The sequence below is a fragment of the Hydrogenophaga sp. genome (assembly GCF_030373225.1).
Lineage (GTDB): Bacteria > Pseudomonadota > Gammaproteobacteria > Burkholderiales > Burkholderiaceae_C > Hydrogenophaga.
In genome coordinates, this window is sequence record NZ_JAUCZG010000049.1 from 1 (window position 1) to 24,084 (window position 24,084).

Consider the following 24,084-nt stretch of genomic DNA (forward strand, 5'->3'; position numbering starts at 1 on the left):
ATACTCAGCTCAAAGCTGCGTGACTCAGGCGACAACTACCTTGACGCGCGCCGGGTCCCAGTACGGGGACTTTAATTTGATGAAGCGGCACAGGGTTTGCAACCCGTTTACTCCGCGTAGTCAAAGGACGTGCAAGAGCCGTATGCGCTGAAAGGCGCACGTACGGTTCCCTGGGGGGGCTATAGTAGAAATGCTATGGCCCTACCCTCCTGTTTCATCTGCGACTTCAAGTCCAACGCCGCTCCCGCTCCCCGACCCGATCACGTCTGGTCGGCCCGTCGGGGTTTTCTGCTGGCGGGCACGGCCGCTGCGGCCTCGGCCGTGCTGCCGGCCACCGCGCAGGTCGATGTGGGTCAGGCCTCGGCGCTGCGCAACCTCGTGCCGGCCGAGGAACTCGAAGGCGCGGCGAGCCAGCAGTACGCGCAGATGATGAGCGAGGCCAACGCCAAAAAAGTGCTGCTGCCGGCGGGTCATCCCGAGGTGCAGCGCCTGCGAAACATCGCGCGCCGCATCATTCCCCACTCGACGCAATGGAACAAACGCGCGAGCAACTGGCGGTGGGAAGTCAACCTCATCCGCAGCGATCAGGTGAATGCCTTCTGCATGCCCGGCGGCAAGATCGCCTTCTACACCGGCATTCTGGAAAAGTTGAACCTCAGCGACGACGAGACCGCCATGATCATGGGCCACGAAATGGCCCATGCGCTGCGCGAGCACGCACGGGCGCGCGTGGCCAAGAGCAGCGCCACCAGCATCGGTCTGTCGATCGCCGCGCAGCTGTTCGGCCTGGGCCAGCTCGGTGACGTGGCGGCCAACCTCGGCACGCAGTTGCTGACCCTGCGGTTCAGCCGCGAAGACGAGACCGAGGCCGATCTGGTGGGACTGGAACTGGCTGCGCGCTCCGCGTACCGGCCGCAAGCCAGCGTGAGCCTGTGGCAGAAGATGACGTCGGCGGGCGGTGGTGCGGGTCCGGGCTTTCTGTCCACACACCCCAGCGGCCCGAACCGCATCCGTGAACTCGAGGCCAACGTGCCCCGGGTTCAAGGCCTCTACGAACAGGCCCGCAGGGGTTGAAGCCGTTCAGTTGAGCAGGCGCTCCGGATTGGCGTCGAGCTTGGAGAGCGCGTCGCGGGTGGCGCGCACGGTGAGGGCCTCTTCCTCGCTGGGCACCAGCAGGCCGGCCTGCAGATAGGACGCCACGCGTGTCGCCTGAATCAGGAAACAGCGGCCGCCGTTGGTGACGAACAGGTAGAGCTGGCCGCGCTGGCTGCGCCAGGCCAGTTGCACACTGTTGAGCTTGCCGTTGTGGTCCAGACCGAACCATGAGCCGATCTGAAGCTCGACGGCCCAGGACCGCATGGCTTCGTTGGGCTGGCTGCCGCCCTGGTTGATCACCTCGATGTTGCTGGCGTCCACGCCGGTGATCATCTCGATGCTCTCGGTGTCCAGGTCGAGGTCTCCCAGACCATTGGCCGGCAGGTACTCTTCGAGGTTGGCCAGACGGTCGGAGAGGTTGTCCAGCTGCTCCTGGGAAATGGCCTCGGTGCGCGACATGAAGGCGTCGGCCAGGGTGTCGCTCACCGACTTGATGTGCTTGTCCTGCAGGCCGGTGGTGAAGCCCAGCAGCCCCATGCCCTGGCGCAGCCGCTGCAGCAACGCCGGCAGTTGCTGGATCACGCGGGCGCGGTCGTCACGGTTGGGCTTGGCGCTCGCCGCCCACAGCAGGTCGGAGGCCACCTGTTTGAGCGCGCTGGTTTCTTCATGGCGCAAACCGTATTTCACGCTGGCCACGGCCAGCACATCGACCCAGACCTTGAAGAGAAAGTCACGCACCTCGTCGCGCACCGGCACATCGTCGAGCAACTTGCGCAGCTCGATCGTGTACTGAACAGACAACGTTTCTTTCTGCTCGACCTGCTGCGCCACGCTCACAAACCGGCTCGCGCTGCCCTGTTCGCTCAGGTAGGTCGAGAGAAACTTCTGGAATTCGTCGAACACCAGCTGGAAGACGCGCCGGCCGGTCTCGGGATACTGTTCGATCACCTGCACCACGCGCTTGATCTCGGCCTCCAGCGCCGCCGAACTGACGTTGGACTCGAAACCCATCACGCACGAACCCATGCGATCGATCAGGCGGCGGGCCGGGTGCTGCAGCGCACTGAAGAATTCGGGCTCGGCCAGCGCCACACGCAGCACCGGGATCTGCAGCCGGGCAAACCACACCCTCACGCTCGGTGGAATGCGCTCTTCGGCCAGGATGCTCTGGAACATGAGGGCCACCACCTCGATGGTGGCCTTCTCGGTGGGCGTGCTGGCAGCCTGCTTCAGCTCGACCGTGCGCTGGCGCAGCGCGACCGCGGCCTTCTCCACATGGGAGGCATCCATGTACACCGCGCCCGGCCGGCTGCTGCCCGAGACGTAATAACCGGCCCCGGCGCTGTCGCCAGGCACCACCCTTTGCATGGCCTGCGCCAAGCCGGGAGAGGGTGGAAGGATCTGTGTGGCCTCGAAGTCACCGCCGACCTTGTCGATCAGCATGCGCCGCAATCACCCCACCACGCCCTGGGCGCGCATGCGGGCGCGTGCCAGCGGGGAAGCGCTGGTCATCATGCGGGTCTCGTCCTGCACGCCCATGCCGGACGAGCCGGTGGCGCCGGTGCGACCCGAGGGGTACGAACCGCCCGAGCCTCCGGAGCCGCCCGAACCGCCCGAGCCACCCGAGCCACCCGAGCCACTGAAGTCGCTTTGACTGCCGCCGGAATGTCCGCCCGGGCCCGACTCCGCGCCGGCAGAACCGCCAGCGGGCCGGAATCCTGCGCCGGCGGCTGGACGTCCAGAGCCACTGGGCGGAACACGCGCTCCCACCGGACTCGACTGGGGAGGCGCTGCGGGAGGACCTTCAGAGCGCGACCCGGGCGCGCGTTTGACCAGGGACTGGAGGTCGATCTCCTTCATCACGCCGCTGGCCACCAGAAACTCGTTGGCGGCCTTGTAGGCGTCGTGCAGCTTGGCGGACATGACCGGCGCCAGCGCATCCTGGATCAGGGCCCAGGCATCCCGCGTCATCTGGGCCTCCAGCCACTGGTCCACCAGAATGCGCGCGGTGACATCGGGCAGCAACACGTCGCCGCGCGACAGTTCCTGGCGCTTCTCCAGATGCTGCACGCGCAGGCGCAGTTCGTTGAGTTCGGTGGACGATTTTTCCAGCACCCGCATGGCCAGGCGCGACGCCATGATCTGGTCGTCGATCGCGCCCTCTGTCACCAGTTCGAGGGCACCCGACTGGCTCACCGGTTGGCCACTGCTCGATGTGCGAGGCAGCAAGGTTCGCTGCAGCGCCTTGCGGCTCTGGTTGAGCCAGGTGGTCTGCTGTTTCTGGAAGGCTGTCCAGGCATCGCGACGGGCCTGCATGTCGCGCGCCGAACCCGCCTGGTCAAGGATGGCGGTCAGGCGCGTGTCGCAGGCCTTGACCATTTCGGGAAGGGCACGACCCACGTGAACCACGAAGAGTTCACGTGCCTGTTTGGCCAGGGAGGAGACCTGCTGATCGGGGGTCGACACAATGTTTTCAGTATGACATGAAAGGTTTCAGCGACCCCGGCTGCAAGCCCCCGTGCGGGCTTGCCCGACGCGGTCTTCGCGCTTAAACCACAGCGCCGGCGTTCGGGTCATCGGGATCGCCTTCGTTCTTGCCCGAGGACTTGATCAGGTCTTCGCGCTTGATGCCCAGCCACATGGCAATGGCCGCGGCCACGAACACCGACGAGTAGATGCCGAACAGGATGCCGATGGTCAACGCGAGCGCGAAGTAGAAGAGCGTCGGTCCGCCAAACAGCAGCATGGACAACACCATGATCTGTGTCGAGCCGTGCGTGATGATCGTGCGGCTGATGGTCGAGGTGATCGCGTTGTCGATGATCTGCGGCGTGGTCTTCTTGCGGTGGCGCCGGAAACTCTCGCGAATGCGGTCGAAGATCACCACCGACTCGTTGACCGAATACCCCAGCACGGCCAGCACCGCCGCCAGCACCGCGAGCGAGAACTCCCACTGGAAGAAGGCAAAGAAGCCGAGGATGATGACCACGTCGTGCAGGTTGGCAATGATGGCCGAGACCGCGTACTTCCATTCGAAGCGCATGGCAAGGTAGATCATGATGCCCACGATCACCAGGCCCAGGGCCTTGAGACCGTCCTCCACCAGTTCCTGCCCGACCTGGGGCCCGACGAACTCGGTGCGGCGCAGCTCCACCTCGGGATTCTTTGCCTTGAGCGCGGCCAGCACCACTGCGCTCTGCTCGCCCGACGATTTGCCGGCCTGCACCGGCAGGCGCAGCAGCACATCGCGCGAGGTGCCGAAGTTCTGCACCGGCACTTCGGCATAGCCGAGCGACTCGATCACTTCGCGCACTTCGGTGAGGTTGGCCGGCTGCACATAGGCCACCTCCATGACCGTGCCACCGGTGAACTCGACCGAGAGGTTCAGGCCACGAACGACGAGAAAGAAAACGGCGGCAGCGAAGGTGAGGGCAGAGATCGCGTTGAGCACGACCGCGTGCTTCATGAACGGGATGTCCTTGCGGATGCGAAAGAATTCCATGTTGCGTGTCCTGCTTCAATCGGCCTTGACGGCGGGAATCTGGCCGTCGGGGCGCCACACGGTGCCGATGGAGACCGTCTTGAGCTTCTTCTTGCGGCCGTACCAGAAGTTCACCAGTCCGCGCGAGAAAAACACCGACGAGAACATGCTCGTCAGAATGCCGATGCAGTGCACCACCGCAAAGCCGCGCACCGGCCCGGAGCCGAAGATCAGCAAGGCCACGCCCGCGATCAGGGTGGTCACGTTGGAGTCGAGGATGGTGCCCCAGGCCTGGTCGTAGCCGGTGTTGATGGCCACTTGCGGCGCGGATCCCCGGCGCAGTTCCTCACGCACGCGCTCGTTGATGAGCACGTTGGAGTCGATGGCCATGCCCAGCGCCAGCGCCATGGCGGCAATGCCGGGCAGGGTGAGCGTGGCCTGCAGCATGGACAGCACGCTGACCAGCAGGACCAGGTTGAACGCCAGCGCCAGGCTGGAGAAGACGCCGAACATGGCGTAGTACGCGCACATGAACAGCACGATCACGGCAAAGCCCCAGACCACGCTGTTGAAGCCCTTGGCGATGTTCTCGGCACCCAGGCTCGGGCCGATGGTGCGCTCTTCGATGATCTCCATGGGCGCGGCCAGCGAACCCGCGCGCAGCAAGAGCGCTGTGTCGCTGGCCTCGACGGTGGTCATGGCGCCGGAGATCTGCACCCGGCCACCACCGATCTCACCGCGAATCACCGGGGCCGTGACCACTTCGCCACGACCCTTCTCGAACAGGATGATCGCCATGCGTTTGCCCACGTTCTCGCGGGTGACATCGCGGAAGATGCGCGCGCCCTTGGCGTCCAGCGTGAGGTGCACGGCCGCCTCCTGGGTCTGGCTGTCGAAGCCGGCCTGCGCATCGGTGAGGTTTTCACCCGTCAGCAGAACCTCGCGTTTGACGATGACGGGCTGACCGTTGCGCTCGGGGTAGCGCTCGGAACCAAACGGCACCGGGCCGGCGCCGCGCTCGGCCGACAGGCCGTCGGCAGACTCGTCCACCAGGCGCACCTCGAGCGTGGCGGTGCGGCCAAGGATGTCCTTGGCCTTGGCCGTGTCCTGCACGCCGGGCAGTTGCACGACGATGCGGTCGACACCCTGTTGCTGAATCACCGGCTCGGCCACGCCGAGTTCGTTGATGCGGTTGTGCAGGGTGGTGATGTTCTGTTTCAGGGCCTGGTCCTGCACCAGCCGCGCGGCCTCGGGCTTGAGCGTGGCCGTCAGCCGCACGCCGGCACCGTCGGGTGTCTCGCTCACCTGCAGGTCGGGAAACTGGTCCTGGAAGAGGCCCAGCGCAGCCTGGGCGGTCTGGGCGTCGGCCACCCGGATCTCGATCGTCTGGCCATTGCGGCTGATGCCGCTGTGGCGGACGTTTTTCTCGCGCATCAGGGTGCGCACGTCGCTGGCGAGCACATCGGCACGGCGTTGCAGCGCCGCGGGCATGTCCACCTGCAGCATGAAGTGCACCCCGCCGCGCAGATCGAGGCCGAGGTACATCGGAGAAGCACCCAGGCTGGCGAGCCAGCCCGGCGTGCGGGGCAGCAGATTGAGCGCCACGACATGCGACACATCGGCCGGATCGGGGTTGAACGCCCGCTCCAGGGCGTCCCTGGCCTTGATCTGGTCGTCGGTGCTGTTGAACCGCGCCTTGACCGAGTTGGCATCCAGCTGGATCAGCGAGGTCTCGATGTTCTGCGCGGCCAGCGCCTGTTCCACCCGGGTCACCGTGCCGGTGTCGATCCGCACCGTGGAACGCGCCGCCGAGACCTGCACCGCTGGCGATTCGCCAAACAGGTTGGGCAGCGCATAGAGCGCACCGATCAAGAGGGCGACCAGGATGATCGCGTACTTCCACAGGGGGTATCGGTTCATGTTGCAGCCGGGCCGGGAGGCCGCTCGTCGGTCAGGGTTGGGTGAACGGGTCTTGAATCAGGGCAAAGCGGGTGGTCAGACCACCCCGGCGGCGCCGATTCAGACGTTTTTCAGCGTGCCTTTGGGCAGCACCTGAACCACGGCAGTGCGCTGCATCTGGACTTCCATGCCATCGGCAAGTTCCACACCCACATAGATTTCACCGATCTTGGACACCTTGCCGAGAAAGCCGCCGGCGGTCACCACCTCGTCGCCTTTGGCCAGGGCTTCCACCATGGCCTTGTGCTCTTTCTGGCGTTTGAGCTGGGGCCGGATCATCACGAAATAGAGCACCACGAACATCAGGACCAGCGGCAGCAGGCCCAGGATGGTGGATTGGGTGTCGCCACCGGCGGCGGCTTGGGCGTAAGCGGAGGAAATGAACACAGGCGGTCTCCAACAGGTTCAGGATCATGAAAAGGCCGAGCGCCCGGCCCCCATGCAGGTGGAGCCGGGCGCAGGAACACAACCGGCGATTGTATGCCGGGGGGTACCGGGGAACGGTGCTGCCGGAACCCGGCGCTCAGGCCGCCTTCGCCTCGGCGGTCTGGCCGGCGGGCTGGCGCCATTGCGTGAGCAGGCCATCACGGCGCAGGCGGGCGGCCGCGAGGTTGCGCTCCTTCACATGGCCAAAGCCCTTGATGTGTTCCGGCAGGCGGGCGATCTCCACCGCCAGTTCGAGGTTGGTGGCGGCGAGCCGGGGCAGCAAGGCCTCGATGTCGGCGCGGTATTCACCGATCAGTGCGCGCTCGGTGCGCCGTTCCTCGGTGCGGCCGAAGATGTCCAGCGCGGTGCCACGAAGCCCTTTGAAGCGTGCCAGCCACCTGAACGCCGTGAACATGAACGGCCCGAACGGCTGCTTGACCAGCTCGCCGCGTTCGTTTTTCTTCGCGATCAGCGGAGGCGCGAGGTGCACCTTGAGCTTGAAGTCGCCTTCGAACTGGCTCGCCAGGCGGGCATGGAACGCCGGGTCGCTGTGAAGACGGGCCACCTCGTACTCGTCCTTGTAGGCCATGAGCTTGAACAGGTTGCGGGCCACCGCTTCGCTCAGCGTGGCCTTGCCCAGCGGAGCCTCGGCCGCGCGCACACGGGCGACAAACTGCTGGTAGTCGGCGGCATAGGCGGCGTTCTGGTAGCCGGTGAGGAACTCCACCCGGCGGGCAACCAGGGCATCGAGCGAATCGCGCTTCTTGAACTGGATCACCTGTTCGCCGCTGCCACTTTGTTGCCACAGCGCGGCCACGGCCTGCGGGTTGTGCGCCGCGCGCCGACCCCATTCGAACGCGGCCTTGTTCTTGTCCACCTGCACGGCGTTGAGTTCCATCGCACGCAACAGCGCGTCCAGGCCCAGCGGCAGCCAGCCTTTTTGCCACGCGTAGCCCAGCATCATGGGATTGGTGTACAGGCTGTCGCCCATCAGCCGGGTGGCGGCGGTCTCGGCGTCGAAGGCACCGACAGCGTCGGCCCCCAGGTTGTTCACCAGCGCATCGACGCAGGCCTGGGCCGGGTTCTGCCAGTCGGGATTGCGGACGAAGGCCGCCGTGGGTGTTGCACTCACGTTCAGCGCCACATGGGTGCGCCCGGCCCGCAGGCGTTGCCAGGTCTCCTTGTTGGCGCTCACGATCGGGTCGCATCCCAGGATCAGGTCGGCCGACGCGGCCGACACGCGGGTGGTGCGGATGTCGTCCTGACGGGCGCCGATCAGCACGTGGCTCCATGTGGCGCCACCCTTTTGTGCCAGGCCAGCCGCGTCCTGCGTGACGATGCCCTTGCCTTCGAGGTGTGCGGCCACACCGAGCAACTGGCCGATGGTGATGACACCCGTGCCGCCGACGCCGGCGACGATCACGCCCCAGGCCTCGGCGCCCAGCACCGGCAGCACCGGGGCGGGCAAGGGGCCGCCGCTCCACTCGGCGGAACTGCCCTTTTTGTCCTTCTTGCGCAGCTGGCCGCCTTCAACCGTGATGAAGCTCGGGCAGAAGCCCTTGGTGCACGAATAGTCCTTGTTGCAGGAGCTCTGGTTGATGGTGCGCTTGCGACCGAATTCGGTCTCCAGCGGTTCAACCGACAGGCAGTTGGACTGCACGCCGCAATCGCCACAACCCTCGCACACCAGCTCGTTGATCACCACGCGCCTGGCCGGGTCCGCCAGCGTGCCGCGCTTGCGGCGGCGGCGCTTTTCGGTGGCGCAGGTCTGGTCGTAAATGATGACGGTGGTGCCCTGGATCTCGCGGAACTCGCGCTGCACCGCATCGAGCAGGTCGCGGTGCTGGATGGCGATGCCCGACGGCAGGCCGCTCACGCCGGCGTACTTCTCGGGCTCGTCGGTCACGATGGTGATCCGGGCAGCCCCTTCGGCGCGCATGCTCTGCGCGATCTGCACCACGCTGTGGCCCTCGGGCCGCTCACCGACCTGCTGTCCGCCGGTCATGGCCACCGCGTCGTTGTAGAGGATCTTGTAGGTGATGTTCACACCGGCAGCGATGCTCTGGCGCACCGCCAGCAGGCCGCTGTGGAAATAGGTACCGTCGCCCAGGTTGGCAAACATGTGCTGGTCTTTGCTGAACGGCTGCTGGCCGACCCAGGGCACCCCTTCGCCGCCCATCTGGGTGAAGCCCACGGTGGCGCGGTCCATCCAGATGCTCATGAAGTGGCAGCCGATACCGGCCATCGCGCGCGAGCCCTCGGGCACCTTGGTGCTGGTGTTGTGCGGGCAACCCGAGCAGAACCACGGTTGGCGCTCGGCGCCGGACACGCCCTGCGTGAGCAGGGTCTGCATCGACTGCTCCTGGGCGGTCAGGATCGCGAGTTGCGCGTCGATGCGAGCCATCACGTCTTCAGGCACCTGCCCCATCTTCTTCAGCCGCCTGGCGATGGCGCGCGCGATGATGCTGGGCGACAGGTCGGCATTGGCGCGCAGCAGGGTGCGCGCGCTCGGGTTCGGCACGGACCACTCGCCACCGCTGAAATCCCCTTCGGCCTCCTCGAACTTGCCCAGCACGTTCGGGCGCACGTCGGGGCGCCAGTTGTAGAGCTCTTCCTTCAGCTGGTATTCGATGACCTGGCGCTTTTCTTCCACCACCAGGATTTCGCGCAGGCCGGTGGCGAATTCGCGCGTGGTCTGCGCCTCCAGCGGCCAGACCACCGCCACCTTGTGCAGGCGCAGGCCGATGCGCCGGCAGGTGTCGTCGTCCAGCCCCAGGTCCAGCAGGGCCTGGCGCGTGTCGTTGTAGGCCTTGCCGCTGGCGATCAGGCCGAAACGGTCGTTCGGCCCGGCGATCACGTTGTGGTTGAGCTTGTTGGCGCGGATGTAAGCCAGTGCGGCGTACCACTTGAAATCGAACAGGCGCGCTTCCTGGTCCAGCGCGTGGTCGGGCCAGCGGATGTGCACGCCGCCGGGCGGCATGTCGAACTCGGGCACCACGATGTTCACGCGGTCCGGGTCGATGGTGGCGGTGGCGCTCGATTCGACGATTTCCTGGATCGTCTTCATGCCGGCCCAGACGCCGCTGAAACGGCTCATGGCGATGGCGTGCAGCCCGAGGTCGAGGATGTCCTGCACCGAGGTCGGGAAGAACACCGGCAGGCCGCAGGCCTTGAAGATGTGGTCGCTCTGGTGTGCCGCGGTCGAGCTTTTGGCCACGTGGTCGTCACCCGCCACCGCGATCACGCCGCCCCAGGGCGTGGTACCGGCCATGTTGGCGTGCTTGAAGACGTCGGAGCAGCGGTCCACACCCGGGCCCTTGCCGTACCAGATGCCGAAGACGCCGTCGAACCGGTTGCTGCCGGGCGGCGCGAAGCCCAGTTGCTGCGTGCCCCAGAGCGCAGTGGCAGCCAGTTCTTCGTTCACGCCCGGCTGGAACACGATGTTCTGCGCCTTGAGGTAAGGCGCGGCCTTCTGCAAGGCCTGGTCGTAGCCGCCCAGCGGGGAGCCGCGGTAACCGCTGATGAAGCCGGCGGTGTTCTTGCCCACCAGCGCATCGCGCTGTCGCTGCAGCATCGGCAGCTTGACCAGCGCCTGCACGCCGCTCATGAAGGCACGGCCCTGGTCGAGCGCGTATTTGTCGTCCAGCGTCACGGTTTCCAGGGCGCGGCGAATGTGGTCGGGCAGGGGGGCGTTCATCGTTTGTCTCCGTGATGGGCAGGGTCGCCTCGTGGGCGCTTCGTGGGCCGCAGCGGCGCGCCTCATGGGCTGGCCACTCCAGTGTGGCGCACAGTGTATGCCCCGTCGCGCGACAGGTGTTTGCGTTTCATGCCCGATTTATTGATGATCGAGCAATCTTCTTTCTTTTGGCGACCCCATATGGAAACACTCGACAAGTTCGACATCACGATCCTGCAAGAACTGCAAAGCGATGGCCGCCTCACCAATGCCGAACTGGCCCAGCGCGTGGGGCTGTCGGCCGCCCCCTGCTGGCGCCGCGTGCGCGCGCTGGAAGAGGCCGGTTTCATCCGCGGCTACCGCGCCGAGATCGACCGCGAAAAGATCGGCCTGGGTGTGCTGGCCTTCGTGCGCCTGGACGCCGACCGCAACAGCGGCGATGTCACCCGCAAACTGGAGAACGCGATCCGCGAAATCCCGGAGGTCGTTTCCTGCCACTACATCAGCGGCTCCGGCACCTTCGAGTTGCAGGTGGTCAGCCGCGATCTCAACCACTTCAGCCGGTTCGCACGCGAGGTGCTGCTCAACCTGCCCAACGTGAAGGACCTGCACACCAGTTTTTCGCTCGGGGAAGTCAAGTCGGGAAGTGCACTTCCGTTGTCTCACCTGCTGGCAAAAAGTACGAGCACGGCAGGAAGCGGCAAAACTTGAAGTTTTTCGGGTCCATTCGTCCAAAATTTTCGACCGTTGGGTCACAAAGTCGTCGTAAGTCCTTGAGATATGTGAATTTTTTCCCACTGGACGCTTGCCAGCGCTTGTGCCATTTCGTAACATCAGGCTACTTAACCCCGTGGAGTAGGTACCTGAAAGTGCTCAGCCCACACCTCCCACTTCCACTTGAAGGAAACGTCGTGAAAAAAGCCCTGCTTCTCAAATCCACCCTGGCCCTGGCGCTGGCCACCCCGCTGCTGGCTTCCGCGGAATCGCAACTGGTCAACACCGGCCCCGCCGTGGCCCGCCTGGACTTCCGCGTCATCATCCCTCGCGTGCTGTTCCTGGGTGTGGGCACGGGTGCCACCGCGGTGCCAGAGGCCACCAACACGACCGTGGATCTGGTGACCTTCGACTACACCACCAACCCCGGCGCCGTGGGCTCGGGCGCAGTCGCCGGCAGCATCACCGGCGCCGTGGTGCCGGTCCGCGTGATGGGCAACAACGGTCAGATCGTTCTCACGGCGGCCACCACCGGCGGCTTGTCCAACGGCGACGGTGACACCATTCCATGGACCGAGATCACCGCCACCACCAGCGCCGCCACCCTGCCCAGCCCGGTGATTCCCGCGACCGGCACCGGCGCAGGCAGCAACGTGACGCTGTCCTCCGGCACCAAGATCACCGACCGCTCGGCCGACTGGACCTTCAGTTTCGCCAACTCGACCGTGGTGCCGGCCGGCATCTACGGTGCCACCGTGGCCAACAACGGCCGGGTGACCTACACCGCCACCATGCCCTGAAACCGTTCCAGCATCGACATGACGGAGGGTTTGCACAGCGCAACCCTCCGTTGCCGTTTCCGGCAGCCGCCCTGCCGCCGTGCACAGAGCGCGGAGCGGAACTCCCTTCGACAGCCACCGACCCAACGACACCATGAAGCGCACGACCCGCAGCACCACCGCCCGCCTGGCGGCCAGCGCCTGTCTGGCGCTGCTGTGCGTGGTGGAGATCGGCAGCGCCCACGCCTGGTCGCTGGGCGTCACCGGGGGCGACCGCCGGCTGTTCCTGCACGTGGGCAACGGCACGGTCAGTGGCACCAGCGGGAGGCTCAATGGCCCTTCTCCCACCACCAACCCCACCCGCAACCGTGTGGAAGTGACGGTGCCCCAGGCCCTGCTGGGCAGTGGCACGGTGCTGGCCATGACCAGCAACAGCACGCAGAACATCAGCCTGTACGGTGACGGAAACAACACCTGCCCCACGCCAGCCAGCCAGGTCATGGTGGGCGCCGGCTTCCGGCGCAATGGCGGGGGCAGCGCCAATGCCACGCTGAGCGTGGCCTCCCCGGCCAACCTGACCAATTCCAGCGGCGACACCATCCCGTTCACCGAAATCAGCTGGACCGTCTCTGCGCCAGGCAGCGGTGTGCCCAACGTGATCCCGGCCGGCACCTTCAACGGCGGCACCCAGACCCTGACCACGTTTGCGGCCAACACCTACATCGAGAACTGCCACACCTTTCGCTACGCCAACAGCGCGGTTCGGGCGGCCGGCACCTACAACGGCACGGTGACCTACACCCTGACCGCGCCATGACCTTCTTCCGCCGGCTGCTCCTGGCTGCACTGGGCGCGCTGATCGCCGGCGCCGCGCTGGCCAATCCGCACCGCCTGGACGATTCCCTGAGCCACACCCTGCCCCCCAACGTGCGGATGGAGTGGCTGCCGGCGACGCGGGGCCAGTCCGGCGCGGGCGCCATGGAGGCCTGGGTGCGCGTCAACATCCGCATCGATACCCGCAACTGGGTCGGCCGCAGCGGGCGCATCTACATGGTGCTGCCGCGCGACGAGGCCTCCAGCATCGAGGCCGTCTGGACCACCCAGGGCCGGCTGCTGGCCGGGCGCCTCGTGTCGGGCGAACGCACCCTGGTCCATGCCGGTCCGATCCCTGGCGCCATGCTGGAAGACCAGATGCAGGTGCGGCTGCGCTCGAACGCCGACTGGTCCTCCAACAGCCGGCGCCTGAACTTCCACTTCGAACTCGACGTCGACTGAATACGCCATGAGGACCGTGCTTCCAGGATCATTGCTTCGCAGTTTGAATACCCTGCTGGGTTCGGCGTTGGCCTGCGTGCTGCTGTCGGCGCCGCTGACCGGGCATGCCCAGGGTTTTGCTGCCTACATCACCCCGCCGCGCTTTGAGGTCAAGGCCGTGCCCGGTCAGCCGCTGCGCCAGGTGCTTGAAATCCAGCACGCGGGACAGGAAAAGGGCAATTACCGCGTCTACACCAGCGACTGGACCCTCAACGCCGACAACTCGGTGACCTTCAGCGACGCCTTGTTTCCCGACAGCTGCCGGCCCTGGGTGGCGATCGAGCGGCGCGAACTCGTGATCGAGCCGGGTGCCCGTTACCGCTTCCGCTTCGAGATCACCCCCCCACCCGGCACGCCGGCGCGCGAATGCCGGTTTGCCATCATGGTGGAAGGCCTGGAGCCCGCCCTGGTGCAGGGCAGCCTGAATTTCCCGGTCGGGGGACGCATCGGGGTGATCGTCTACGCCGCCATCGGCGACGCCGCGCCACAACTGGAGATCGCCGGCACCCGGGTGATGGCGCAGGGTGGCCAGTCGACCGCCGTGGTCGATGTGCGCAACCGGGGCAACGCACACGGTCGGCTGGAAGGCTTTGTCAATGGCATCGACGCCAGCGGCGCCCGGTTCGAACTGGCGCCGGCTGACCTGCCGATCCTGCCGGGCGAGACGCGTGCCGTGACGCTCAGCCCGGTGGTCGAAGATGGTAAACCCGCGCCTGTGGTGCGTTTCCCGCTGGTGGTCACCGGCAAGCTTGAATGGGGCAGGAACAGCGTGCCGCTGGACACGCGCTTCGCTCCATGAGCCGGGGCGCGACACGTCCGGTCCGTTGCGTGCTCGTCATGGTGGGGGCCTTTGTTCCCTGGCTGGCGGCCTGGGCGCAGGCAGCGCCCCCCATCCCGGCGGCAGCCCCGGCTGCGCCGGCCTACGTGGACCGGGTGATCGAGAACCTGCCGCCCGAAGCGCCCGCCACCGACGGCGGCTATGAATACAACCGCGAAGGCTGGCCACGTTTCCTGCGGCTGGAGACCCGACTGGGCACACAGCCGTTCGATCAGGCGCGAAGCACGCGCATCGGCTACGGCATCTACGGCCTGCTGGAAACACCCAACCACGGCACGCTGTCGGTCGACGGCACCTACGCACCGCGCGACAGCAGCGGCACGCTCACCCTGCGCCAGCGGGCGATGCCGCTGGAGGGTGGCTGGCTCACCAGCAACGAGCTCGGCGTGATCAACACGCCGGGGCCCGAGATCACGCGCCTGCCGGCGCGGATCTACCTGCCTTCGGCCATCCTTCAGGGCCTGAGCACCGAGTGGGAAAACCCGCAACAAGGTCTTCAGTTGCAGGCCGCCACCGGCGAGCCCGGGCAGCTGGACTTCCTGCCCGCCAGCGGATTCCGTCAACTGCCGGGCCGGCGCACCACACTGGGCGGCCAGTGGCGGATCAACGCATCCGGCGCCGAACCGCTCTCCAGGCAAGGCTGGACGGCGGCGCTGAAACACGAAGACGCACGCGGCGTTGCCGAGCTGGACAACCTGCAACCGGGCGGCAGCCGCGTCGACGCCAACTCCACCCTGCTGGCCTTGCGCCACGAAGGCGCGGAGCACCGCATCCAGGGTCAGCTCATCAGCACCCAGGCCAGCAACCTCGATGGCACCCGGCACGGGTTCTGGATCGACAGCGAATGGGAAGACGGACCACGGCGGCACGGCGTGGGCGCCTACCGCCTGGAAGCCGACCTGACCTGGGCCAACCTGCCGCTGGCCAGCGACATCCTGGGAGCCTATGTGCGCTCGAACTGGCGCACGCGCCAGTGGTCGGCCGAGGGCTCGGTCGACTGGCTCGATTCGATCAGCGGACGCAGCAGCAACGGTTTCTTCGCCACGGGTTCGGCGCGCTGGCGCATCAACCGCGACCACACCCTGGGCGCCGGGGGAGCGCTGCGGCGTTTCAACGGCAACGCATGGAGCAGCTTTGCCGACTGGCGCTTCCAGAACGCATGGGGAACCAGCGGGCTGCGGGTGGAGCTCACCGACGGGGACAGCCAGGCCGCCTCCCGTGCCCTGGTCTGGGACCAGGAATGGTTGGTGCCGCAGGGATGGTCGCTCTCCACCAGCCTGGGCACCACCCGCTACGGCGCCAGCGCGAACCTGCCGGCTGAAACCGCCTGGAATGCCGCAGCGAGCGTGGCCGCTCCTCTGACCAGCCGCGCGAGCCTGCGCGGCAACCTCAACACCGAGCGCAGCAACGCCGGGCCTGCCCGCCACAGCCTGAACGTGGGTGCCAACTGGCGCATCGATGCACGCTGGAGCCTGGAGGGCAACTACAACCGGTCCACCGGCCGCAGCCGGACCAATGCATCGCTGGACCCGCTGGCGCCGGTGGGCCTGGTGCTTGCGGACAACGACCGCTCGTTCTACGCGGTGCTCCGTTACGAGTTCGAGGCGGGCAGCCGCGACGTTCCTCTGGGCGGCAAGGGCACCGAGGGGGGCGGCCGCATCGAGGGCACGGTGTACTTCGACGCCAACCGCAGCGGCACCCAGGAGGCCAGCGAAACCGGCGTTCCCAACGTCACGGTGTTCCTGGACAACCGCTACGCCGTGCGCACCGACAGCCAGGGCCGGTTCGAATTCCCCTTCGTGGCCAGCGGAGCACGCACCGTGAGCGTGCGCGGCGACACCCTGCCCCTGCCGTGGAACGTGGTCGACCAGGGTCAGGCCCGGGTGGATGTGCGCCTGCGCGAGAGCGTGACGCTGACAATTCCGGTCCAACGCAACGAATGACGCGCGGGGGCGGCGCGCCCCTCAAGTTCGCGCACAGCGGGCCGATAGTGGGACATGTCCCGAACATTGCGCCCCTTTCTCGCCTGCCTCGGCTTCAGCACCCTGCTGCTGGCCCCGGCGCCGGGCATGAGCGAGGCGCTGCTGGTCACCCAGGGCAGGGCGGGCGCGTCGCTCGACTTCCGCATCATCATTCCACCGGTCATGCGCGTGCTGGAAAACAGCCACCCCACCCGGATGGACGCGGTGGCCGGTGGCGACTGGAGCGCGGAACAGCGCGTGGTGGTGCTCTCCAACATGAAACGCGGTTTCTGCGTGACCCTGCGCATGACTTCCCCCGACGTGGAAGCGTGGCGCCTGCAGACCGAGCAGTCGGGTGGCATCACGCTGAGCCCGGTGAGTGATGGCTATCGCGTTTGCACCCCACGCGCCGGGCGCTACACCTTGCTTCTGCAACATGACTTCGAGGCCACCAGAAACGCCACCGAATCGCTGCGCTGGCCGGTGCAAACCGACCTGACCGCACTCTGAACAGTGCCCCCACGCTCCCCCCTCACTGCTTCGGCACCAGCACCCACATCTGCAGCGGCTGCTTGAGCGCTGCTGCCGTGAGGTAGGCCTCGTCGCTCCAGCCCCCCCAACCCGTGAACAGGTCGGCGCGCACGGCGCCCACGATCGCGCCTCCCGTGTCCTGCGCCATCACCAGCTTCTGCACGTTCAGGGTGGGGCCCTTCGATGCCAGCCACACCGGTGTGCCGTAGGGAATGCTCTGCGGGTCGACCGCGATCGAGCGCCCGGGCGTCAGCGGCACACCCTGCGCACCGCGCGGACCAAAGCGGGCGTCGAATTCGGACAGGGCTTCCTCGCGAAAGAACACGGTGCGCGGATTGCTCCACAGCATCTCGTTGAGACGCTGCGGGTTTTGCGCCGCCCAGGCCTTGATGGACGCCCACGAGGCCTCGCGGATCGCACCCTGGTCGAGCAGCCAGCGACCCACGCTCAGGTAGGGCTGGCCGTTGTGGGCGGCGAAGGCCACACGCACCTGGCGCGTGCGGCCGTCGGGCTCCAGCAGGTTCAGCCGCCCGGAGCCCTGGATCTGCAGGATCAACGCGTCGATCGGATCGGCCAGCCAGGCCACTTCGCGGCCGCGCAACGCGGCCTGCGCAGCAGGCAGGGTGTCGATCTCCTGGCGGCTGTACCAGGGCTGACCGCTCACGAAACCCGCGGGCGGTGAATACAAGGGGGTTCGATGCGTGGCGGTGGGCACGCGGCTGGCCGACATGATCGGCTCGTAATAGCCGGTGAGCAGTCCCTCGGGCAGGCTGCCATCGGTCTCGGTGACACGGTAGGGCGCAAAGCGCTTCATCACCCAGGCCAGCTGCTCGGCGGCCGTGCCGATGGCGAGCTGGCGCAACTCGGCGCATGGGCCGGCCTGGCCCGGGGCCGGCCGCTCGCAGCCGCGCACCCAGGCGTTCCAGGCCTCGTGCAGGCTGTCCTGTCCCCAGCCCGGCAAGTCGTCCCACGACACCGGCGTCCAGCGGCTCTTGCCACGCTGCAGGTCGGCGCGCCCGGGCGCATCGGGTGGCGCAGGCAAGGAGGCACCAGGCCCCGGCGCAGCATCGGGCAATCGCACCGGCCCCACCGCGCAGGACGCCAGGCTTCCTACAATGGCAGCGCCCGCCAGCCCCGTCATCCACACCCTCGAACCCCGACGAATCCGATCCATGACCTTGTTGTTGCTTGAAGCGCTCGGCGCGCTCGTGTTGCTGGTGTTCATCGTTTGGTGGACCATGTTCTCAGGGCGCAAGGGGGGCGAGTTGCCCGAGGAGGTGGAACGCCAGAAACGGGAGCCGCGTCCGGACAAGGCACCGTCCGACGACCGCTGAGGCGCCCGGACCGTCAAGGCCGAAGGGCATTGGCCAGTTCCACCGCCGACTTCACGCCCATCTTGTCGAACACCCGCGAGCGGTGCACTTCGACCGTGCGCACGCTGATGTTGAGCTGGTCGGCCACCAGCTTGTTGGGCAGGCCGGCGACCACCAGGTCCATCACGGCGCGCTCACGATCGGTCAGGCTGCCCAGGCGCTGCTGCAACTCGCTCTGCACGCGGCGCCGGGCCAGCACCTGGGCCGATTGCTCCAGCGCCCGCTCCACCCGGTCCACGAGTGCGTTGTCGGAGAACGGCTTCTCGCAGAAATCGAAGGCGCCGCGCTTGACCGCATCGACCGCAGTGGCCACGTCGGCGTGCCCGGACAGAAAGATGACCGGCAGGCTCGCCTGCCAGGGCAGGGCCTGCAACAACTCGAACGCCGCCAGTCCGCTCATGCCGGGCATGCGCACGTCCAGCAGCACGCAGCAAGGCGCGTTGGGCTCGTGGTGCCAGACGCTGGCGTCGGCCACGAACGATTCGGCGCTGTCGTAACCGTCACTGACCAGCCGGCGCGTGCGCAACAGCCAGGCCAGCGCCTCGCGCACACCCGCATCGTCATCGACGAGGTAGATCTTGGCGTCCAGGTGCGGGGTCATGGGCCGATGATAAAGGGCACCCCCCGCCGCGCTGACGCGCGTCCCCCCTCAAGGGGGGCGCACCCTGGGACCGGCAGAGCCGGATCCTCGGGTCAAGGAGCACCCCCCGCCGCGCTGACGCGCGTCCCCCCTCAAGGGGGGCGCACCCTGGGACCGGCAGAGCCGGATCCTCGGGTCAAGGAGCACCCCCCGCCGCGCTGACGCGCGTCCCCCCTCAAGGGGGGCGCACCCTGGGACCGGCAAAGCCGGATCCTCGGGTCAAGGAGCACCCCCCGCCGCGCTGGCGCGCGTCCCCCCTCAAGGGGGGCGCACCCTGGGACCGGCAAAGCCGGATCCTCGGGTGCCCTGGTGGAGATGCCCGCTCGCCGGGATGGGGTTGGGCAGCGGACCGGGCCCATCACCTCCCCAGGCGGTAAGGCTCGTCGAAGGCGACGAAGTCGTGTTCGGCCAGGGCATCGTCGATCCAGGCCTTGACACCCGGCAGCGCGCACACACGTTCTACGTAGGACAACAGATCGGCTGGCAGCGGCAGGCCGTAGGTCTTGATGCGCATGCACACGGGCGCGAAGTAGGCGTCGGCGATGCTGAAGTCGCCGAACAGCAGGGCGCCATCGGGCTGCGCCGCGAGCAGCTCCCCCCACAGACCGCCCAGCCGGGCGATGTCGGCACGCACGGCGGCCTGGTCGCGCCAGACCAGTCGCCCCACCTCCGGCAGGGAGGCCTCGATGTTCATGGGACAGTGGTTGCGCAGTGCCGTGAAGCCGCTGTGCATTTCAGCGCAGACGCTGCGGGCCCGCGCCCGGGCCTTCAGGTCTCGCGGCCACAAGGCCGACGCCGGGTATCGCTCGGCCAGGTATTCGGCAATCGCCAGCGTGTCCCAGACGGCAAATCCGTCGTCCACCAGCGCCGGCACCTTGCCCAGCGGGTTGACGGTGCGAAGCGTCTTCTTGAAGGCCGAATCGGCTTCGAACGAGTCGAAGCGGACCATGACCTCTTCGAAAGGAATGCCGGCCTGTTTCATGAGCACCCAGGGGCGCATGGACCAGGACGAATAGTTCTTGTTGCCGACGTAGAGCTGCAGCGCCATGGAGCCTCCTGAAAGAGGCCGATGGTACGGACTTTCCCGGAGACCATTGATGCCGAAAAGGCACCCGATTGATCGCGGGCGGTGGCCGGTCAGGCGTACTTTTCGAGGATCCGGGTAGAGCGCTCGATCTCTCGAAAGGTGTGCACCTCCGAGTCGGAGGTGGAGACGGCTTCCATCACCGTGCTGGCCATCATTCGGTAAAAGGCCTTGTCCATGGCCTTGCGCGCGGCCGACATCTGCTGGGCCACGTCTTCGCAGGACCGTCCGTCTTCCACCATTTCAATCAGGCCGCGCACCTGTCCTTCGATGCGCTTGAGTCGGTTGATCACCTCACGCTGTTGTTCGGTGCGGTACACCGGACGCAGTGTGCCGGTGCGGCGGATGGGAAGTTTCACGCTGGAGACAGTCATCGGGGTTCCTCGGGTTGGAGTTGTACTGTGTACGGTTTACTTTAGATCCCGACGACCCAAATGAAAATGATGCTTTGGTGCTATTTTTTGCGTGAAACCCGCTGGACGTGACCCCTCACACGCGCGGCTCTTCGACCTTGGTTCCGCCCCGGCGGAACGCCAGCAGCTTGCTGCGGCCGCCGCGCTGGCCCAGATAAGCGGGCGCCACGGTGTGAATGCTGGCTGGCTCGATGCCCAGAGCCGACAGTCCGGGCCATTGCCGGGTCGCGACGTTGTCGACCGACATGGCGGCGAGATTGTCCCGGCTCATCAACGGCTCGCCGGGCATGAGCTCCATCACCCGCGCCTGCACCCGGGCGAGCAAGCCGGGCAGCGGCAGCACCGGGCGCTGCCGGCTGCCGTGGCGCCCCGCCAGACGCACCAGGTCGGCCAGTGTCAGCACGTCGGGCCCGGCGCACTCGAATGTCTGGCCCACCGTGCTGCGGGAAAAACCTTGATCGAGCAGACAGGCCGCCACCGCACTGGCCACATCTTCCACCCACACCGGCTGGAAGCGGGCCCCCGCACTGGCCAGCGGGACCACGGGAAAGACCGACTGAAGCCCGGCGAACACATTGAGAAAACGATCGCCGGCGCCGAAGATCACGCTGGGGCGCAGCACGGTCAGGTCCAGACCGGCCGCACGCAACACGTCTTCACCACGCGCCTTGCTGCGCTGGTAACGCGAGGGTCCGTCCAGGCTGACGCCGAGTGCGCTGACATGCACCAGTCGGCGCACGCCGGTGGCCAGGCAGGCTTGCGACAGGGACAGGGGCAATTCCACATGCACGCGCTCGAACGCCTCTTCGGTGCCGTGCAGGATGGCAATCAGGTTGACCACCGCATCGTGCCCCGCCACCAGCTCCATCAACTGGGCGGGGTCGTGCACATTGGCTTCAAGCACGGTCACGCGCGGCAGGTGCTGCACGGCTGCCGCGTTGATGGCGCGGCGCGTGGGAACGGTGATGCGCCAGCCTTGGCGATGCAGTTTTTCACAGACGTGGCGGCCGACAAAGCCGGTGCCCCCGAGGACGAGGATGTTTTTCATGGGTTTGCGCAGGCCGAAGCTTTCAGGGGAGATCACGATCGATGGGGGTTTCACCGCCCGGTCGGGGGCCGACGCTGCCCAGGCGCGCGCGCAGGGACTGGGGCTGGCCCGACAGGAGGGCGGCGTAGCTGGCGGTGTTGGCCAGCACCCGCTTGACGTAGTCGCGGGTTTCCTCAAACGGAATGTTCTCGACCCAGATCTCGCCCGGGAGCACCGGGCCGTTGCGCCAGCTGCGTGGGCGGCCAGGGCCGGCGTTGTAGGCGGCTGCGGCCATGGGCAGCGAGCTGTCGAAGTCGTCAAGCGCCAGCTTGAGGTAGGCGGTGCCGATGAGGATGTTGGTGTCGCGCTCGGTGATCTGGGCGGGCCTGAAATCGGTCAGGCCGATCTTGCGGGCGGTCCACCGAGCAGTGGCCGGCATCACCTGCATGAGGCCGGACGCACCGACACCCGAACGCGCGTCGGTGACAAAGCGGCTTTCCTGACGGATCAGGCCATACACATAGGCCGGGTCGAGGCCGATCTCCCGCGAGCGGCTCACCACCGCCGTGCGGTGCGGCGTGGGAAAACGCTGGGCGTGGTCCTGGGCGATCGGCGTGCGCAGGCTGGTGTTGATGCAACGGTCCCACAGTTCGGCTTCGCAGGCCAGGGCGGCAGCAGCGAGCAATTCGCGCTCGGCCATGCCGCCGGCGTCGTGCAGGTTGACGGTGTAGTTCCACTCGCGCACGCCTTCGCTGCGCAGCCCCAGGCGGATGGCGATCAGGGCACGCCGCAGGCCCGGGTGTCGCTGGGCGGCTGCGATTTCTTCGGCGCCCAGCGGTGCCGGGGCCGGTGGCGTGGTGATCGGGCGGCCCAGGTCTTCGAGCGCCAGTTGTTCGTAGAAGCCGCGCTCCGAGGCGATGGATTCGAGCAGGGCGCGGGCCTGGGTCTGGGCGGTGGCAGCGTCGGGCCGCTTGAGCGCCTGCAGGGCGCGTGCTTTCCAGTAGATCCAGTCGGGCTCGTTGCGCTGCGACTCCGACATGGCGGCGATCGCATCGCTCACGTGGGCCCAGGCGCCCGCCCGCATGCCGGCGCGGGCCTTCCAGGCCAGGTGATCGTCGTGCATGTGGCGGTCTTCGCCGTTGACGAAATGGGCCAGAGCCTGGGTTTCCAGCTTTTGTGCCGAGCGTTTGCCGATCACACCCCACACCCAGCTGCGTTCTTCCGTGGTGAGCTGTGCCTTCCAGCGTGTTCGGTCCATTTCCAGAGCGGCGGCGGCCGGGTCGCTGGACGCAAGCCGGATGATGGCCAGGGTCACCAGCTCCTTGGTGCGCGGGCGGATGGCGGTGAACTTTTCGTCGAGGTACCTGGCGGGGTCCCTGGCCACGTTGTCCACCATGGCGGCCCAGTCCGGGTCGAGCAGACCCACGGCCTGGCTGGCCACGCGCGGGCGGTTGGCGTCCATGGCCAGGCGCGCGCGCTGCCAGGCGACCTCGGGTTTCAGGTGACCGCTGCCCAGCAGCGACTGCGCGGCGGTGGCACAGCCGTCGTCGGCGTCGCGCTGTGCGAGCCACAGTCCGCGCACGCGCTCGGCAGCGAGTTCGGCCGGCATGCGGCCACTGGCTGCGTCGAGCATGAGGGAGTAGCAACTCACCTGGCGGTCGTCGTTCATGCGAAAGCGCGCCAGCTCGGAGGAGAAAGGGGCCCAGTCGCGTGCGCGGCCGAGCAGCAACAGCCAGTCGTTGCGCAGGCGGTCTTCCCAGTAGGTGCCCGCCATCCGGTCCAGGGCCGAGCGGATCTCGCCGGGGCTGGCGGTCTCCAGCCGGGACTTCATCTCCCAGTAGATCGCCAGTGGTTCCAGCGCGTGGCCGCGCATCGACGGCAACAGGCTGGCGAGCTGGGCGGTGTTGTTGCGGCGGAACGCCTCGCGCATCTCGAGCAGGGTGGCGTCTCCACCGGCGCCGCCCTGGGCATGTGCCAGCCCCGGCGCCACCAGCACGGCCATAATGAACCGCAGAGCCCACTGGCGCATGCTGTGCAGCGCCGACGTGTTCTGCGCTTTCGATCCCTGTTTCACACCAACCTGTTTCATGCGTTGATTATGGACACCAAAGACGGACAGAGTTCCCCTGCACCCCACAGGAAACAGGATGAGCGTTCAACGGCGGCGGCGCTGAAAACCGAATGGCGCAAGTCGCTGGTCGAGAAGCGCCTGGGCTTGGCCGACCGCGGTTTTCGCAACGACATGCTGCAGCGGGTCATGCGGGTGTGGCTGATCGAGCGGCCGGATGCCGTGATGGGCGCCTACTGGCCCATCAAGGGTGAGTTCGATCCCTTGCCCGCCTTGTTTCGCTGGCAGGAAGCGGGCCTGGAAGAAGATGCACAGGGTGCCCAGAGGAACCGGCGCATCGGTCTGCCGGTGGTCAACAAGGTCGACAAGACCCTGACCTTCTACACCTGGTACCCGGGTTGCCCCATGGAGGAAGACGCCTACGGCATCCCCAAACCCAAGGACACCGAGATCGTCGTGCCCACGTTGATCTTTGTGCCCTGTGTGGGTTATGGGCCGGGCGGCTTCCGGCTGGGGTATGGCGGTGGCTTCTACGACCGCACGCTCGCCAGTCTGCAACCCAAGCCGTTCACGGTGGGGCTGGGTTACGACTTTGCCTACCTGCCCCACCTGCTTCCGGAGGCGCACGACGTGCCGCTGGACGCGATCCTGAGCGACACCGGGGTGATGTGGCCTGAAAGGTAGTGGTGGTGCCCCCACGCTCCC

The 24,084-nt window shown here is 67.0% G+C and carries 22 protein-coding genes; 10 read left to right on the forward strand and 12 right to left on the reverse strand.

From position 1 onward, the window contains the following. Positions 1 to 195: 195 nt before the first annotated feature. Complete coding sequence (locus tag QUV35_RS18515) at positions 196 to 1,074, forward strand: M48 family metallopeptidase (RefSeq protein ID WP_300877327.1); 879 nt, start codon at positions 196 to 198, stop codon at positions 1,072 to 1,074. Positions 1,075 to 1,080: 6 nt separating this feature from the next. Here the strand turns inward: QUV35_RS18515 and QUV35_RS18940 are convergent, their stop codons facing one another. From QUV35_RS18940 to QUV35_RS18540, 6 genes are all read right to left on the reverse strand, one after another. Further along, the gene (locus QUV35_RS18940) at positions 1,081 to 2,538 is read right to left on the reverse strand and encodes a DUF1631 family protein (RefSeq protein WP_366945452.1); all 1,458 of its coding nucleotides are present in this window, start codon (positions 2,536 to 2,538) and stop codon (positions 1,081 to 1,083) included. Positions 2,539 to 2,547: 9 nt separating this feature from the next. Next, entirely contained in the window at positions 2,548 to 3,561 is a 1,014-nt protein-coding gene (locus tag QUV35_RS18945; RefSeq protein WP_366945453.1) for a DUF1631 family protein, read from the reverse strand. Between the two features lie 82 nt (positions 3,562 to 3,643). Next, positions 3,644 to 4,597, reverse strand: coding sequence for a protein translocase subunit SecF (secF, locus tag QUV35_RS18525; protein ID WP_300877328.1), 954 nt, complete (start codon positions 4,595 to 4,597; stop codon positions 3,644 to 3,646). A gap of 15 nt (positions 4,598 to 4,612) precedes the next feature. Next, positions 4,613 to 6,496, reverse strand: coding sequence for a protein translocase subunit SecD (secD, locus tag QUV35_RS18530; protein ID WP_300877329.1), 1,884 nt, complete (start codon positions 6,494 to 6,496; stop codon positions 4,613 to 4,615). 99 nt (positions 6,497 to 6,595) lie between these two features. Continuing rightward, positions 6,596 to 6,922, reverse strand: a complete 327-nt coding sequence (gene yajC / locus QUV35_RS18535) for a preprotein translocase subunit YajC (RefSeq protein ID WP_300877330.1) — start codon at positions 6,920 to 6,922, stop codon at positions 6,596 to 6,598. 136 nt (positions 6,923 to 7,058) lie between these two features. Further along, positions 7,059 to 10,658, reverse strand: a complete 3,600-nt coding sequence (locus QUV35_RS18540; protein ID WP_300877331.1) for an indolepyruvate ferredoxin oxidoreductase family protein — start codon at positions 10,656 to 10,658, stop codon at positions 7,059 to 7,061. 180 nt (positions 10,659 to 10,838) lie between these two features. Here QUV35_RS18540 and QUV35_RS18545 point away from each other — a divergent pair, with 180 nt between their 5' ends. From QUV35_RS18545 to QUV35_RS18575, 7 genes are all read left to right on the forward strand, one after another. Further along, positions 10,839 to 11,348 (forward strand): Lrp/AsnC family transcriptional regulator, encoded by a 510-nt coding sequence (locus QUV35_RS18545; protein ID WP_300877332.1) that lies wholly within the window; start codon positions 10,839 to 10,841, stop codon positions 11,346 to 11,348. A 200-nt stretch (positions 11,349 to 11,548) separates the two neighbouring features. Next, the gene (locus QUV35_RS18550) at positions 11,549 to 12,151 is read left to right on the forward strand and encodes a hypothetical protein (RefSeq protein ID WP_300877333.1); all 603 of its coding nucleotides are present in this window, start codon (positions 11,549 to 11,551) and stop codon (positions 12,149 to 12,151) included. Between the two features lie 133 nt (positions 12,152 to 12,284). Further along, on the forward strand, positions 12,285 to 12,947 hold the full coding sequence (locus QUV35_RS18555; RefSeq protein WP_300877334.1) for a hypothetical protein: 663 nt from the start codon (positions 12,285 to 12,287) through the stop codon (positions 12,945 to 12,947). Beyond that, complete coding sequence (locus QUV35_RS18560) at positions 12,944 to 13,405, forward strand: hypothetical protein (protein WP_300877335.1); 462 nt, start codon at positions 12,944 to 12,946, stop codon at positions 13,403 to 13,405. The genes QUV35_RS18555 and QUV35_RS18560 overlap by 4 nt, the downstream gene beginning before the upstream one ends. A 43-nt stretch (positions 13,406 to 13,448) precedes the next feature. Beyond that, positions 13,449 to 14,243, forward strand: a complete 795-nt coding sequence (locus QUV35_RS18565) for a hypothetical protein (protein ID WP_300877336.1) — start codon at positions 13,449 to 13,451, stop codon at positions 14,241 to 14,243. Further along, complete coding sequence (locus tag QUV35_RS18570; RefSeq protein ID WP_300877337.1) at positions 14,240 to 16,225, forward strand: SdrD B-like domain-containing protein; 1,986 nt, start codon at positions 14,240 to 14,242, stop codon at positions 16,223 to 16,225. The genes QUV35_RS18565 and QUV35_RS18570 overlap by 4 nt, the downstream gene beginning before the upstream one ends. Positions 16,226 to 16,279: 54 nt before the next feature. Beyond that, entirely contained in the window at positions 16,280 to 16,753 is a 474-nt protein-coding gene (locus tag QUV35_RS18575) for a hypothetical protein (RefSeq protein WP_300877338.1), read from the forward strand. A 22-nt stretch (positions 16,754 to 16,775) separates the two neighbouring features. Here the strand turns inward: QUV35_RS18575 and QUV35_RS18580 are convergent, their stop codons facing one another. After that, positions 16,776 to 17,816: an MltA domain-containing protein gene (locus tag QUV35_RS18580; protein WP_366945454.1), complete on the reverse strand. Its 1,041-nt coding sequence runs from the start codon at positions 17,814 to 17,816 to the stop codon at positions 16,776 to 16,778. Positions 17,817 to 17,946: 130 nt separating this feature from the next. Between QUV35_RS18580 and QUV35_RS18585 the strand changes: the two genes are divergently transcribed. Then, complete coding sequence (locus QUV35_RS18585) at positions 17,947 to 18,108, forward strand: hypothetical protein (RefSeq protein WP_300877340.1); 162 nt, start codon at positions 17,947 to 17,949, stop codon at positions 18,106 to 18,108. 13 nt (positions 18,109 to 18,121) lie between these two features. Here QUV35_RS18585 and QUV35_RS18590 read toward each other — a convergent pair whose 3' ends face one another. The 5 genes from QUV35_RS18590 to QUV35_RS18610 form a co-directional block, all read right to left on the reverse strand. Next, on the reverse strand, positions 18,122 to 18,748 hold the full coding sequence (locus QUV35_RS18590; RefSeq protein WP_300877341.1) for a response regulator: 627 nt from the start codon (positions 18,746 to 18,748) through the stop codon (positions 18,122 to 18,124). Between the two features lie 397 nt (positions 18,749 to 19,145). Further along, positions 19,146 to 19,835 carry a glutathione S-transferase family protein gene (locus QUV35_RS18595; RefSeq protein ID WP_300877342.1) on the reverse strand — a complete coding sequence of 230 codons (690 nt, stop codon included), beginning with the start codon at positions 19,833 to 19,835 and terminating at the stop codon, positions 19,146 to 19,148. Positions 19,836 to 19,924: 89 nt separating this feature from the next. Next, positions 19,925 to 20,245 (reverse strand): metal-sensitive transcriptional regulator, encoded by a 321-nt coding sequence (locus QUV35_RS18600; RefSeq protein ID WP_300877343.1) that lies wholly within the window; start codon positions 20,243 to 20,245, stop codon positions 19,925 to 19,927. Between the two features lie 115 nt (positions 20,246 to 20,360). Next, positions 20,361 to 21,332 (reverse strand): complex I NDUFA9 subunit family protein, encoded by a 972-nt coding sequence (locus tag QUV35_RS18605; protein ID WP_300877344.1) that lies wholly within the window; start codon positions 21,330 to 21,332, stop codon positions 20,361 to 20,363. A gap of 22 nt (positions 21,333 to 21,354) precedes the next feature. Next, positions 21,355 to 23,313, reverse strand: coding sequence for a lytic transglycosylase domain-containing protein (locus tag QUV35_RS18610; RefSeq protein ID WP_300877359.1), 1,959 nt, complete (start codon positions 23,311 to 23,313; stop codon positions 21,355 to 21,357). Positions 23,314 to 23,409: 96 nt separating this feature from the next. On the opposite strand from QUV35_RS18610, the gene QUV35_RS18615 reads away from it, so the two are divergent. Beyond that, positions 23,410 to 24,063: a 5-formyltetrahydrofolate cyclo-ligase gene (locus QUV35_RS18615; RefSeq protein WP_300877345.1), complete on the forward strand. Its 654-nt coding sequence runs from the start codon at positions 23,410 to 23,412 to the stop codon at positions 24,061 to 24,063. The last annotated feature ends 21 nt before the right edge of the window (positions 24,064 to 24,084 follow it).

Coding starts and splice junctions, on each gene's coding strand:
- QUV35_RS18560 (WP_300877335.1), top strand. CDS start 12,944: ATGACCTTCTTCCGCCGGCTGCTCCTGGCTGCACTGGGCGCGCTGATC.
- QUV35_RS18615 (WP_300877345.1), top strand. CDS start 23,410: ATGGACACCAAAGACGGACAGAGTTCCCCTGCACCCCACAGGAAACAG.
- QUV35_RS18585 (WP_300877340.1), top strand. CDS start 17,947: ATGACCTTGTTGTTGCTTGAAGCGCTCGGCGCGCTCGTGTTGCTGGTG.
- QUV35_RS18570 (WP_300877337.1), top strand. CDS start 14,240: ATGAGCCGGGGCGCGACACGTCCGGTCCGTTGCGTGCTCGTCATGGTG.
- QUV35_RS18515 (WP_300877327.1), top strand. CDS start 196: ATGGCCCTACCCTCCTGTTTCATCTGCGACTTCAAGTCCAACGCCGCT.
- secD (WP_300877329.1), bottom strand. CDS start 6,496: ATGAACCGATACCCCCTGTGGAAGTACGCGATCATCCTGGTCGCCCTC.
- QUV35_RS18540 (WP_300877331.1), bottom strand. CDS start 10,658: ATGAACGCCCCCCTGCCCGACCACATTCGCCGCGCCCTGGAAACCGTG.
- QUV35_RS18940 (WP_366945452.1), bottom strand. CDS start 2,538: ATGCTGATCGACAAGGTCGGCGGTGACTTCGAGGCCACACAGATCCTT.
- QUV35_RS18610 (WP_300877359.1), bottom strand. CDS start 23,313: ATGGCCGTGCTGGTGGCGCCGGGGCTGGCACATGCCCAGGGCGGCGCC.
- QUV35_RS18605 (WP_300877344.1), bottom strand. CDS start 21,332: ATGAAAAACATCCTCGTCCTCGGGGGCACCGGCTTTGTCGGCCGCCAC.
- QUV35_RS18590 (WP_300877341.1), bottom strand. CDS start 18,748: ATGACCCCGCACCTGGACGCCAAGATCTACCTCGTCGATGACGATGCG.
- QUV35_RS18545 (WP_300877332.1), top strand. CDS start 10,839: ATGGAAACACTCGACAAGTTCGACATCACGATCCTGCAAGAACTGCAA.
- secF (WP_300877328.1), bottom strand. CDS start 4,597: ATGGAATTCTTTCGCATCCGCAAGGACATCCCGTTCATGAAGCACGCG.
- QUV35_RS18575 (WP_300877338.1), top strand. CDS start 16,280: ATGTCCCGAACATTGCGCCCCTTTCTCGCCTGCCTCGGCTTCAGCACC.
- QUV35_RS18600 (WP_300877343.1), bottom strand. CDS start 20,245: ATGACTGTCTCCAGCGTGAAACTTCCCATCCGCCGCACCGGCACACTG.
- QUV35_RS18595 (WP_300877342.1), bottom strand. CDS start 19,835: ATGGCGCTGCAGCTCTACGTCGGCAACAAGAACTATTCGTCCTGGTCC.
- QUV35_RS18555 (WP_300877334.1), top strand. CDS start 12,285: ATGAAGCGCACGACCCGCAGCACCACCGCCCGCCTGGCGGCCAGCGCC.